This is a genomic window from Bradyrhizobium sacchari (assembly GCF_002068095.1).
Lineage (GTDB): Bacteria > Pseudomonadota > Alphaproteobacteria > Rhizobiales > Xanthobacteraceae > Bradyrhizobium > Bradyrhizobium sacchari.
In genome coordinates this window covers 354,571-366,596 of sequence record NZ_LWIG01000033.1, presented here as the reverse complement: position 1 = coordinate 366,596, position 12,026 = coordinate 354,571, and the positions used below count along the sequence as shown (strand labels likewise).

Annotated in this window: 15 protein-coding genes and 1 tRNA gene; 6 read left to right on the top strand and 10 right to left on the bottom strand. The window is 64.8% G+C overall.

The genetic code is table 11. The features are described from left to right. Positions 1-13 precede the first annotated feature (13 nt). From A5906_RS29765 to efp, 3 genes are all read right to left on the bottom strand, one after another. Positions 14-922, bottom strand: coding sequence for an amino acid ABC transporter substrate-binding protein (locus tag A5906_RS29765; RefSeq protein ID WP_080138753.1), 909 nt, complete (start codon positions 920-922; stop codon positions 14-16). Between the two features lie 144 nt (positions 923-1,066). Next, positions 1,067-2,689: a peptidoglycan DD-metalloendopeptidase family protein gene (locus A5906_RS29760; protein ID WP_080138752.1), complete on the bottom strand. Its 1,623-nt coding sequence runs from the start codon at positions 2,687-2,689 to the stop codon at positions 1,067-1,069. 24 nt (positions 2,690-2,713) lie between these two features. Next, a complete protein-coding gene (gene efp, locus A5906_RS29755; protein WP_027557928.1) occupies positions 2,714-3,280 on the bottom strand; it encodes an elongation factor P in 567 nt (188 codons plus the stop codon). A 162-nt stretch (positions 3,281-3,442) separates the two neighbouring features. Here efp and epmA point away from each other — a divergent pair, with 162 nt between their 5' ends. Genes epmA through A5906_RS29740 form a run of 3 tightly spaced genes read left to right on the top strand, consistent with a single transcriptional unit; the run spans position 3,443 to position 5,884 of the window. Further along, positions 3,443-4,495 carry an EF-P lysine aminoacylase EpmA gene (gene epmA / locus A5906_RS29750; protein ID WP_080138751.1) on the top strand — a complete coding sequence of 351 codons (1,053 nt, stop codon included), beginning with the start codon at positions 3,443-3,445 and terminating at the stop codon, positions 4,493-4,495. Next, on the top strand, positions 4,492-5,586 hold the full coding sequence (locus A5906_RS29745) for a lysine-2,3-aminomutase-like protein (RefSeq protein WP_080138750.1): 1,095 nt from the start codon (positions 4,492-4,494) through the stop codon (positions 5,584-5,586). The genes epmA and A5906_RS29745 overlap by 4 nt, the downstream gene beginning before the upstream one ends. 43 nt (positions 5,587-5,629) lie before the next feature. Beyond that, positions 5,630-5,884, top strand: coding sequence for a hypothetical protein (locus A5906_RS29740; protein ID WP_080138831.1), 255 nt, complete (start codon positions 5,630-5,632; stop codon positions 5,882-5,884). A gap of 55 nt (positions 5,885-5,939) precedes the next feature. Here the strand turns inward: A5906_RS29740 and A5906_RS29735 are convergent, their stop codons facing one another. From A5906_RS29735 to A5906_RS29710, 7 genes are all read right to left on the bottom strand, one after another. Further along, positions 5,940-7,025: a 3-deoxy-7-phosphoheptulonate synthase gene (locus tag A5906_RS29735; RefSeq protein ID WP_080138749.1), complete on the bottom strand. Its 1,086-nt coding sequence runs from the start codon at positions 7,023-7,025 to the stop codon at positions 5,940-5,942. Between the two features lie 232 nt (positions 7,026-7,257). Next, positions 7,258-7,836 (bottom strand): HdeD family acid-resistance protein, encoded by a 579-nt coding sequence (locus tag A5906_RS29730; protein WP_080138748.1) that lies wholly within the window; start codon positions 7,834-7,836, stop codon positions 7,258-7,260. Positions 7,837-7,905: 69 nt separating this feature from the next. Continuing rightward, positions 7,906-8,946, bottom strand: coding sequence for a PrsW family glutamic-type intramembrane protease (locus tag A5906_RS29725; protein ID WP_080138747.1), 1,041 nt, complete (start codon positions 8,944-8,946; stop codon positions 7,906-7,908). Between the two features lie 320 nt (positions 8,947-9,266). Further along, positions 9,267-9,422 carry a hypothetical protein gene (locus tag A5906_RS43315; protein ID WP_167523420.1) on the bottom strand — a complete coding sequence of 52 codons (156 nt, stop codon included), beginning with the start codon at positions 9,420-9,422 and terminating at the stop codon, positions 9,267-9,269. A 137-nt stretch (positions 9,423-9,559) separates the two neighbouring features. Further along, positions 9,560-9,802, bottom strand: a complete 243-nt coding sequence (locus A5906_RS43310) for a hypothetical protein (RefSeq protein ID WP_080138746.1) — start codon at positions 9,800-9,802, stop codon at positions 9,560-9,562. A gap of 140 nt (positions 9,803-9,942) precedes the next feature. Then, entirely contained in the window at positions 9,943-10,569 is a 627-nt protein-coding gene (locus A5906_RS29715) for a PilZ domain-containing protein (protein WP_080138745.1), read from the bottom strand. A gap of 283 nt (positions 10,570-10,852) precedes the next feature. Next, positions 10,853-10,927: transfer RNA gene (locus A5906_RS29710), tRNA-Glu, on the bottom strand. Positions 10,928-11,154: 227 nt separating this feature from the next. Between A5906_RS29710 and A5906_RS29705 the strand changes: the two genes are divergently transcribed. From A5906_RS29705 to A5906_RS41855, 3 genes are read left to right on the top strand one after another with little or no spacing between them, the layout of a single operon-like run. Continuing rightward, positions 11,155-11,409 carry a PilZ domain-containing protein gene (locus A5906_RS29705; protein ID WP_080138744.1) on the top strand — a complete coding sequence of 85 codons (255 nt, stop codon included), beginning with the start codon at positions 11,155-11,157 and terminating at the stop codon, positions 11,407-11,409. Positions 11,410-11,465: 56 nt separating this feature from the next. After that, positions 11,466-11,711 (top strand): hypothetical protein, encoded by a 246-nt coding sequence (locus A5906_RS29700; protein ID WP_080138743.1) that lies wholly within the window; start codon positions 11,466-11,468, stop codon positions 11,709-11,711. Between the two features lie 5 nt (positions 11,712-11,716). Further along, complete coding sequence (locus A5906_RS41855) at positions 11,717-11,878, top strand: hypothetical protein (protein ID WP_136615566.1); 162 nt, start codon at positions 11,717-11,719, stop codon at positions 11,876-11,878. Positions 11,879-12,026: the final 148 nt, after the last annotated feature.

The window sequence follows — 12,026 nt, the reverse complement described above, 5'->3', positions numbered from 1 at the left end:
GCGGGCTCTCTCGTCAGCCGCCATACGACGCCGGATCGGGATTGTCGGACGGGTGCTCGAACGACTTCTTCATCGACACCGGCATCGGCACGTGGAAGTTCAGGCCGCGCGGCGGCACCGGCTCCATGAACCATTTGTTGTAGATCTTCTCGATCTCCGGGCTCTGGTAGAGTTTTGCGGTGGCACGATCGACCACCGCCTTGAACGGCACGTCGTCCTTGCGCAGCATGATGCCGTAGGGTTCGGGATCGGAAAAAGCGCCGGCGCTGATGGCGTAGAGCGACGGATCCTTCGCCGAGGCAATCATGGACGCAAGCTGGATGTCGTCCATGACGAAGGCTGCCGCGCGGTCGGTCTCGACCATCAGGAACGCCTCCGGGACATCCTTGGCATTCATCACGGTGATGTCGAGCGAGCGGGCCGCATTGGCCTTGTTGAGCTGGGTGATGTTGGTGGTGCCGGAGACCGAGACGACGGCCTTGCCTTTGAGGTCATCGACCTGGTCGAGCTTCGAAGCCTTCTTGGACACGAAGCGGCTTGCCGTGAGGAAATGGGTGTTGGTGAACCAGACCTGCTTCTGGCGCTCGGCGTTGTTGGTGGTCGAGCCGCATTCGAGATCGATGGTGCCGTTGGCCATCAGCGGAATGCGGTTGGACGAGGTGACGAGGTTCTCGTTGACCGCGAGCTTGTCCAGCTTGAGTTCGGCTTTGATCTCCTCGACGATCTTCATGCAGATGTCGATGGCGTAGCCGACGGTCTTCTGCTTTTCGTCGATGTAGCTGAAGGGCACGGAACTGTCGCGCACGCCGAGCGTGATCGCGCCGGTATCCTTGATCTTCCTCAGCGTGCCGGTCAATTCCTGCGAATGAGCCGGCACGGCGAATGCAACGGCCAGGACGACCGTCGTGGTGAGACAACGCATGTGCTTCCCTTCTCCAGTTTGCCTGGCGACAGCCAAGCAATTCCGGGGCCAGAGAAGGCCGATGCTTCGGGAGGTGCCTGCCGTCGATCCGGTCAGTCTGCGTGCGTATGGAGCGGGAAGCGGCGCGACGAGGCGCAAGCTGCCTCAATTCTCCTCGCTGCTCGATCCCTCGCGCAGGTCCGGCTTGATGACGTCCTCCGGCAGCGCATGCGCCACAGGCTGGGCCGTGACTGCGATCTCCGGGCCGATCTCGCGGCCGCGGGCGCGGATCAGGCGCTCATAGGCCGACACCAGCGTGACGTAGGGACTGACCCAGTTCCAGCCGTCGCGGGTGAACACCTGGACGTCGAAATGCAGGTGCATCGAGGTGCCGGCGGGATGGTCGAGATAGTTCGAGACCACGCCGATCTTCTCGCCTTCGGCGACGATGCGACCGTTGAGCAGGCCATCGGCATTCATCGCTTGCGGATTCATGTGCATGTAGCGGAAGCGGATGTGCTCGTTGCGGCTGTTGACCTGAAGCGTCGCGGCCTGGTCCTTGGAGGCGCGGATCACGACCGCGTCGCGCACCGCGACGACGGCGCGCTGCTTGGGATCGCAGGGTTCGCGGCCTTCGCCGGGCGGCGGGCACTCGGCCGCACGGATGTCCTCGCCCTGATGGCCGTAGCCGCCGGTGCATTGCCAGACTTCGAAGCTGCGGGACTCGCAGAAATTGTCGCGCCAGGGATAGGCGGTCGGACCATCGTTCCTGTCGCGCTTGGCATAGGACTGCGAGCGCACGAAAGCAGGCACCTTCTCCAGCGGAAAGCGGATCTGCGCATAGGCCATCGTATCGGGACGGCCGCTCTTGTTGCGGTAGCCGGTGTTCGGGATGATGTCGCCGCTCGGCCGGTAACTGAAATCGCTCGAACGTCCCGAGGGACGATCGATGATGTCGGAGGCGACGTCCGTCAGCGGCCGCATGCGCTGACCGCCGGCGATGCGCAGGGCCTTCAGGAAACGCTCGGCAACCGGATAGGCCTCCTTGCAGGCGAGCCGCCGCGGTTTTGCGACACTGTCGAGGCATTGGACCGACACCACGTAGGCGACGCCGAAGCGCGTGAAGGCGTAGCGCACATAGCCTTCGCGGATGAACCTGCGCAGGTCCGGATAGATTGCCGCTAGCAGCTTGACCGGCTCGCCCTTGCCGCCGGCGGGATCGGCGATGTCGTAGAGCAGCGCCGAGCCGGTGATCTGCACCTCGACCGGTTTTGCGAAGACACGCGAGGGCATGCCGTCGCCAGCGCCTGGCTCGAGCGAGAAAGTCGCGCTGTAACCGGCAGGACCGGCATCGAACATGTCGACCGGATTGAAATCGGCCTGGTAACGCGACAGCGACAGGCTCGCTGGCGCGCCACCGCGCCTGGCCTCGAGGTAGGCGCCAGCGTCGAACGGCAGCAGTACAGGCACGGCACTGCGGCCGATGCCGGTAAAGAATTGCGAGGAGATCCCGTTGAGCTGCACCAGGGCCGGCGTTGCGCGCGGATCGTAGCGCGGCACCGACCGGCGGGGCACGAAGATGAAATCGCCGGCGATCTGCGGATGGCCGTTGATCTCGGCGCGGAGCTGGTCGAGCGCTGCGCGCCAATCGACGCGCAGGGCCGTGAGTGAGGGGCTGCGGAATTCATCCGCGGCCAGCGGAGCGGCAACGAGGAACGATAGGGACGCCAAAATGAGCGAGACGAAGCGGAAACTCTTCCTACCCACTGTCTCGCCCCCCGGCGGCACCTGTTCCGTTCCTCGATTGCTGGCTTAGTCCTTGGCGCGCTCGGAGTAGGAGCCGTCTTCGGTCATCACCACGATACGGGTGCCGACCGAGATGTGCGGCGGCACGGTGGTGCGCACGCCGTTGGAAAGCACCGCGGGCTTGTAGGACGACGAGGCGGTCTGGCCCTTGGTCACGGGCTCGGTCTCAACCACCTCCAGTGTCACGCGCTGGGGCAACGCGAGCGAGACCACGTTGACATCGTGGGTTGACAGCTTGACGGTCATGTCCGGTTGAAGATACGCGGCTGCGTCGCCGACGACGTCCTTGGAAACCTGGACCTGATCGTAGGTCTCGGGGTTCATGAAGTGAAAGCCGTCGCCATCTTCATACAGGAAGGTGTAGTTGCGCTCTTCAATCGTGGCCTTTTCGACCTGATCGGTGGTCTTGTAGCGCTCGGAGATCTTTACCCCGTCCGAGATTCGGCGCATTTCGATCTGGCTGACCGGGGTGCCCTTGCCGGGATGGATGTTCTCGGCGCTGACGACGACGTAAAGCTTGCCGTCTTGCTCGATCACGTTGCCCTTGCGAATAGAACTGGCGATGACTCTCAAAGCTGTATTTCCTGCTTGCTTGGCCCGGCTCCGGCCAGGACGTGGTCAAATTGATGGGGGACTTGGGGCCTCAAATCAGACCTCGGCGCCCGTTTCGGGCCGCAACATACTGATTTTGCCGCTGGATGCCAGCTTTTTGCTGACCTGCGGAGCGGTCGGTTAATGGCTGGGGACAAGCCGATCTCGCCGTTCTGGTCGCCTTCGCGGCACCTCGACCGGCGGCCGTTCCTCCAGGCCAGGGGTACTGTGACCGGGGCTTTACGGGGCTTTTTCGCTGAACAGGGGTTTATCGAGGTCGAAACCTCCGTGCTCCAGGTGTCTCCGGGCAACGAGACCCATCTGCATGCCCCCCGGACCGAGATCATACGTCCCGATGGCAGCCGGGCCAGCCGATATTTGCGGACCTCCCCGGAATTCGCCTGCAAAAAGCTGCTGGCGGCCGGGGAGCTTCGAATCTTCGAGTTTGCCCGGGTGTTCCGCGACCGCGAGCGCGGCGACCTGCACCTGCCCGAATTCACCATGCTTGAATGGTACCGGGCCGGTGAGCCCTACAATGCTATCATTGCCGACACGGTCGCCGTCATCGCCCGGGCGGCGCAGGCGACCCGAATCGGGAGGTTCTCCTTCCGCGGCCGGACCGCCGACCCCTTCGCCGAGCCGGAGCTGCTGACGGTTGCGGGTGCCTTCGAACGGTTCGCAGGAATCGATCTGCTGTCGACAATCTTGGGCGGCGAGGGTAACCGTGCCGCGCTCGCCCGGATGGCCGCCAGCAAGGTCCGCGTCGCCGAGGATGACACCTGGTCCGACATTTTCAGCAAGGTCCTGGTCGAGCATGTCGAGCCGCATTTGGGGCAGGGATGTTTGACCATCCTATTCGAATACCCATCTCCCGAGGCAGCGCTGGCGCGGGTGAAGGCAGACGATCCCAGGGTCGCCGAGCGGTTCGAGGTCTATGCCTGTGGCGTCGAGCTCGCCAACGGATTTGGCGAACTGACCGACGCCGAGGAACAGCGCCGCCGTTTCACGGACTCGATGGCTGAGAAGCAACGCCGTTACGGCGAGGCCTATCCGCTCGACGAGGATTTTCTGGCCGCGGTCGCGACCATGCCGGAGGCGAGCGGCGTCGCGCTCGGCTTCGACCGGCTGGTGATGCTCGCGAGTGGTGCAACACGGATTGATCAGGTGGTGTGGACGCCGCCTGCGGGTGAGAAATGACGAAGACCAATCTTGCACGGACATTGCGCGAGCCGACCGAGCTCGTGGCCGAACGCTTGGCGCCTGCCACGGCGCTGCCGGCGCTCGAGCGCGTCGCCGCGCGCTATGCGGTTGCGATCACGCCGGCGCTGGTCGAGCTGATCGACACGTCCGATCCCGACGATCCCATCGCGCGCCAGTTCGTGCCGACCGCCGCCGAGCTGGAGATGCAGCCGGGCGAGAACGCCGATCCGATCGGCGATCACCCGCATTCGCCGGTTCCGGGTATAGTGCATCGCTATCCCGATCGCGTGCTGTTCAAGCTCGTGCACGTCTGCGCGGTCTATTGCCGCTTCTGCTTCCGCCGCGAGATGGTCGGCCCCGGCAAGGAGCACGCGCTGTCGGACGACGCGTATCGTGCGGCGATCGATTACATCCGCTCGCACGACGAAATCTGGGAGGTGATTCTGACCGGCGGCGATCCCCTGATGCTGTCGCCGCGTCGCATCAGCGAGATCATGGCCGATCTGGCTGCAATCGATCACGTCAAGATCATCCGCCTTCACACCCGCGTGCCCGTGGCTGATCCGGCGCGAATCAGCGACGAGATGGTCGCAGCGCTAAAGGTTGCGGGCGCGACCACCTGGGTTGCCCTGCATGCCAATCATGCGCGCGAGCTCACGGAAGACGCCCGTGCCGCCTGCGCGCGGCTCGTCGATGCCGGAATTCCCATGGTCAGCCAGTCGGTGCTCTTGCGCGGCGTCAATGACAGCGTCGCGGCTTTGTCGGATTTGATGCGAGCTTTCGTCGAATGCCGGATCAAGCCCTACTATTTGCATCACGGCGATCTGGCGCCGGGGACTGCGCATCTGCGTGCCACGCTGGCCGAGGGGCAGGAGTTGATGCGGCAGCTGCGCGGACGGGTGTCGGGACTGTGTCAGCCTGACTATGTCATCGATATTCCCGGCGGCGCCGGCAAGTCGCCGGTAGGACCGAATTATGTGTTGGCGGTGCAAAATACCGCAGGCGAGGCGCGTGAAGCTGAATCAGAAACGCGCTATCGTATCGTGGACTATTGCGGCGAGGTTCACCTCTATCCGCCCGAGACGTGAGCGGTGATGGTGGGAGCGCCCGTTGAGAATGGAGGATAAGGACATGACGAAGATCATGCTGGCAGCATCGCTCGTGGTCTTGCTCGGCGGCGCGGCGGTTGCACAGACCGGCGGCTCCAAGGGATCGACATCGAGCGGTGCATCCTCCGGGTCGGTGCTGCCGGCCCCTGTCGGCCATCGCCAGCCGCGCGCCAGCGACGTGCCGAGCGAGAAGAACCTGAGCGATCCGAACAATCCCGTGAACAAGGAAGACGCGGCGCTCGACAAGAAGATCAAGAGCATCTGCCGCGGCTGCTGATCACAACAGCGGGCAGGGCGCGAACAGCATCGCCCCGCCCGCATTGGTCTTAACCTCAGGCCGACCGTTCGTGCAGCCCCGCGCGCCGGGTGTTGCGGCGGATTTCGACCGCGTCAGCGAGCCGCTCGAGCACGGCTGCCGTGGTCGCCCAGTCGATACAGCCATCCGTGATGCTCTGGCCGTAGGTGAGCGGCTTGCCCGGCACCACGTCCTGGCGCCCGGCGACGAGATTGCTCTCGATCATCACGCCCATGATGCGGTTCTCGCCGCCGGAGATCTGGCCGGCGATGTCAGCCATCACCAGCGGCTGGTTCTCGGGCTTCTTGCTCGAATTGGCGTGGCTCGCATCCACCATCACCAGCGGCGCGACGCCGGATTTCGCCAGCTCGTTGCAGGCCGCCGCAACGCTTGCCGCATCATAGTTCGGCTTGCTGCCGCCGCGCAGGATGATGTGGCAGTCCTCGTTGCCTGCGGTCGAGGCGATCGCCGAGCGGCCGAGCTTTGTCACCGCCATGAAATGATGCGGATGCGAGGCCGACTTCACCGCGTCGGCGGCAATGCGAACATTGCCGTCGGTGCCGTTCTTGAAGCCGACGGGGCATGACAGCCCGGAAGCCAGCTCGCGATGGATCTGGCTCTCGGTCGTGCGCGCGCCGATCGCGGCCCAGGAGACGAGGTCGGCAATGTATTGCGGCGTCGTCATATCCAGGAATTCGGTGCCCGCCGGCAGGCCGAGATTGTTCACCGCCGACAGCACGTTGCGCGCCAGCCGCAGGCCCTTGTTGATGTCGAAGCTGCCGTCGAGATCGGGATCGTTGATCAGGCCCTTCCAGCCGACGGTGGTGCGCGGCTTCTCGAAATAGACCCGCATCACGATCTCGAGCTGGTCGGCGAGGTCCTCGCGCAGCTTGGCCAGGCGCTCGGCGTAGTCGAGCGCGGCCCGGGGATCGTGCACCGAGCAGGGGCCGACCACGACCAGCAGACGGTCGTCCTGGCCGGTGAGGATGGCATGGATGGCGTTGCGCGCGGCCATCACAACACGCGTTGCGGTGAGCGTGCGCGGAACCTCCCGCATCACCTCGTCGGGCGTGCTCAGCTCTTTCAGTTCGCGGATACGAAGATCGTCAGTCGTGCTCAGCACGGCGGGCTCCTGTCTGTTTTAGAACCTGCCGGCAATAAAAAAGCCGCCAGGTCTGGCGGCTGTTCGGACGTTTGCTTCAATAATTCAGATTGAGCGCGATCCTCCTGCCGCCAGCGAGCTGTCGTAGCTAAAGTACCAAAAATAGCTGGTGGCGACGGTGATCATGGGCGCCATATAGCGTGCCGTTGGCGCCTTGTCACCCCCCAATCGGCCTGCCCGGCGACGAGAGCCCTCAGGTGTTGCTGTTGCGTGCCGCCAGTGCCATGCCGATCAGGGTGGCGCCGCCGAACAGCAGGTTGATACCGACGAGGACGCCGATCGCCCATTCCGCCGAGCTTGGCAGCCCCGTGATCACCATGAACGAGATGGCGATGTCGACGAGGCCCGAGATCAGCAGCCACGACCAGCGGCCGCTGAGCTCACGGCGGTGCTCCAGTGCGTACATGATAGTGGCGACGCCCTCGGCGAGGAAATAGGCGCCAAGCACGATGGTCAGCGTCAGCACGGCCTGAATGGGGCGGGCCAGCAGCAGCATGCCGGCGAGGCAGGCGAGCGCGGCCGAGATCAGCGACCACCAGAAGCCCGGCATGGTGCGTGCCCAAAAGGTGACGATCAGCCCGCCGATGCCGCTGATCAAAAATACCCAGCCGAGGAAGATCGCGGTCGCAAGGCTCGCGAGCGGCGGCACGATCAGCGCGGCGATGCCGAGCACGGCGAGCAGGATGCCTTCGAACAGGAAGGCCTTCCAATGCGCTTTCACCGTCTGGCTCATCGCGGATTGCAGCCGTGAAAAATCCTCGGGCGATGTCATCGGAAAGCTCCGGCTTGAAAGGTCTGGGCTCAATCTAGGATGCGCGCGGCCTGCTCGCCATCCCGCGGTTCAGCCGCCGCCGTGCGCAGACGAAAAACCTTCGCCGCTGGTGCGAACGCGGTTGCGGCCGAGAATGTAGATCGCGATCGTGACGATCAGAAGCGCAAGGCCCAGCAGGATCGAGACGAAGCCGATCGGGATCAGCGCCAGCGTCAGGTTGCGCTCCGGGTTGATCAGCCAGTGATGGATCGAGGTCAGCACGAAGGCGAGGCCGAGGAAGCCGACGCCGCCGCCGGCCAGCAGCAGCGCCCACATCCGCCGCAACTGGCTGAGCCGCTCCCGCGCGACGTCGGTGCGCGGCGCGTGATGGCGCGCGACGCGCCGGACCAGGCGGATGGCGAAGGCGATCGAGCTGAAACCGATCAGAAGGCTAGCGCCGCCCAGCCACATCCGGATGGTCGGATCGAGATCGGGCATTCTTTGCAAGGTCAGCAGCGGGAAGTCGAAGGCCGAATGCAGGGCGAGCGGGCCCGCGAAGATCAGGAGGCGGCTGGACAGGCGGGCCCAGTCGCGATGGTGTCGGTTGGCGCCAAGCGCCGTGCCAGCGCGGGCGATCGTGAGGTAGGCGCCGGCGATGATGCCGAGCGCGCCGTGGAACGGCACCGTCAGCACGCTGCGCAAGGCGGCCAGCGAGCGCCACATCTCGGCATGCTGGACGAGGTAGGCGAGGTTCTCGTAAGCGGCAAAGCCGAGGCCGACCGCCGCGCCATAGACGACGGTATCCATCGGGTTGGCAAAAGTCCGCCGCTTGGTCGAGGAGATCAGCACGATCGCGATCACCTTCACGGCTTCCTCAGGCAGCGCCACGCCGAACACCGAATGCATGGCCAGCGCCGCCCAGGGGTTGTCGGGGGCTGCGACCATTTTGGCGAAGGGCGCGCGAGCGAGGCCCAGCAGGGAAATGCTGGCGGCACCGAGCAGGAACGCGGTCCAGACCTGAGCCGGGGGGCCAGGGCGCTCCTCGGCGGCAATGACAAGCCACAGCATCAGCAGCGCCGGGGCGACGGCGGCAGTTCCGATGACTGTGGGCAACGCTTCAATCAGATACATCGGCGCCGAAAATAGGTTCCCTTGGTCCGCTTAGCTACTTCTACCGATGCGACCATGTGTCATGCGCTGGCTGTCGCTTCGCTTAACGAGCGCAACAGCCTGCGTTCATCAGAGGCGCCAGATCCAGGATGCGAGCACAATCAATTGCATGACAGGACGGCTTCGTCATCAACGATCACGATTCCGCCTCGTCGCCAGCAACGGAATCGGCAAGTCAGATCAAGGAACTGCGCAGGTTTCTTCGATTCACGATGGATCTCCTCGCGGGTCCCGAGACCGATTGCCCCGGTCCGGGGGTACGCACGGCGGAATGCAGCGGCCTAGTCGCATTTCGTTGGGCGGTCGCGCGGTGGCGATGCGATCCGGCGGGCCCGCACCTGCTCCAGCTCCCAGAAGACGCGCACGAGGCACGTGCCGAGGCCGAACACGATGAGCAGCAGCAGGAACGCCTGGTCGACGGCTGGGATGTGTATCATGGCGCAGACGAAGCAACGCGCATGCCATGCGCTCCCGCATCGACCTGCGGTGTGTGCAGCCGCGCCTTACGCATAGCGCTGCTTGTGCAGTGCGAATCGTCGCCCGCGCAGAGTGGCTGTAGCCTGCGTCCCCAGCCTCAGTGCGTGGTGAACGGCGGCGTCGCCCCGGGCGCGATGTCGAAGGCGCCGAGATGGAATTCCTCGCCGATGGACGCGTCCGCCTCGGTGTGGTGCGCGAGCAGGGTGAACGCCGCCTCGGGGTATTGCTTCCAGATCGCGAGATCGCCGGCCGTGATGGTGAGCCAGCCGAACGTGTACATGTAACGCCCGGGCTCGGTGACCCGGCCGACCCTGTCCCAGGTAATCTTGTTGACTGGCATCCGGTCCCCCGATCGCAAGTCCGCAAATTGACGTCCGGCACGAGGCTCGGACGGTCGAAAGCTGATCCCGCAATGGGGCCGCGATAGGGCGGCGATGCGGAGGCAAGACGAGAAAGAACTGAGGTCGCCCGGCGCGGCAGTCACGCCGACTGCTGCAGGGGCGAGCGCACGATCAGGCGGGCGAGATCGTCCCGCGATTGTTTTTCGGCGAATTTGACCGCAAAGCCGTTGTCGAATTTGCGAATGACGCGCCCGACGCAGGCGCCGACCGCAAGCGCGGTTCCGACCGGTGGGTCGTACTCGCAGGATATGGCGACGCCGGCCGTGGAGACGTCGATGATGAAGCAGGGATGGATGCTGCCGTCGGCGAGTGTCAGGAGGGTGTGCGAGATCTGCGGAACGAAGCGAGCGTCACGCCGCAACTCCTGGACGCTGGCGTCCTTCTGCTTCTTCTCGAGCCAGGTCAGCTTTTCCGACATCCAGGCCCGCCGCGCCCGCGTCATCTCGAGCTCCATCAGGAAGCCCGCCTTCAGCGTCGCGCTGATGGTGCACTGGAATTCGCCGAAATCCTGGAAGTAGGAGGTGACGCGCTCGCCGACCTTGCCGACCACGGGCACGTCCACGATCATCCGGAACGGCGAGACGCGCTTGGTCCGGCAGGCGAAGCTGCGCAGCTTGCCCTCACAATCGTACCAGCGGGGCAGCGAGTAGCTGCCGCTTACCGCGACTTCCACTGCACGCTGCCTCAGGAACTCTGCGACGGACATTGGGGGCCAATCGTGTTTCGGAGTGTTTCCGTACTTCCACGGTAGCCGTCAAATTCTAAGCAAATGATACCGGCACTCAGGAGTGGGGGTAAATTTCCGGTAAATGCGGGGGGCGTCAGGACGCCGGAGTTTGCGGCATAACGACCCGATTATGCGCGACTGCACGAGGAGCGCGATGATGCCGAACAGGAGCGTAACCGATGGCGTTGCCGAGCACAGTGGCGCCCGCGCAGGCGCGGAGGGTGGTAGATTCGCCGCGGCGGCCCGCGCACTGTCCCGCACGTGGCGCTCCCTAGCGGAATCGAACCGCTCTCTCCACCGTGAAAGGGTGGCGTCCTAACCGATAGACGAAGGGAGCAAACGCAAAGCCCTGCCGCTTTGGGCGGCGCGGCCACTGGCCAGTCCGAGTCGTACCCGGCGGCTGGCGGCGGGCGAACGTATAGTGGCCTTTGCGGCCGCGGGCAAGCCGTTCGGGAGCGTCTTTTGGAACCGGTGGATAGCCTCGGCGCCGGGATCATTCCGGGGCGATTTCAACGGTTTCTTAGGGTTGCCTGAGCTAGCGCTGGAGGCGGAGAGTTTTAGCCGATGCCACAACCCAAGAAGCGCGCGGCCCGCAAGCTGCTGTCGCGGCATGCCTGGATCACGCTCGAGGGCGGGTTCGCGGCACGGCATTGCCTGGTCCAGGACATCTCCGACACGGGCGCGAAGATCACGATGGACGAGGACGCGAGCCAGCTTCCGGGCGTGATCCGGATGGCGTTTGCGCGCGATGCCCGCACCGGGCGGAGCTGCCAGGTGATCTGGCGCCGCGGCAAGTCGGCCGGCGTCAGGTTTATCTGACCACGCCCGCACTGGGCTGGATGGCGCGCGGCGCCCGTCCGGGCTAGAAGGTCGGCATGCGTGCGATGCTCCTCGTCCTGATCTCGTTGCTCATCACGTCCGCGGCCGGGGCCGAGGCGTTGCGCCTGCCGGCCACTGATCCGCCGCGAGCGGGCAAGGCGTTGCCGTTGAAGGGCGCATCTGCCACCGCGAAGACGAATGCCTGCGCATCGTATGGGCGCGGTTTCCATCTGGTCGAGGCGACCGGCACCTGCGTGAAGATCGGCGGCTCGATCAGCGTCGACGCCGGCGTCAGGCGCTAAGCCGCATGCCGCCGGATCTGTTGCGGCTCGATATCATCGTCCCCGTGCTGATGTATTGCGCGCTGCTGTGGTGGGTCGGCCGCGGCCTCAGCTGGACGGCCAAGCTTGCCACCGCAGTGGTGACGCTCGTGCTGATCATCTGCGTGGTGCTGGTCGAGCGGCGCTAGGCGCGGCCGTCAAAATAAAAAGTGCGAAAACAACCCCATGCACAGTAGCCGTCAAGCGAAACGGTGACGGCGAAGATTTGCGGCCAAACGGCGATTTGCCGTGCACGCGTCGAGCCTTGAGCCGCGCCGCCGCTCACGACATCGGCGG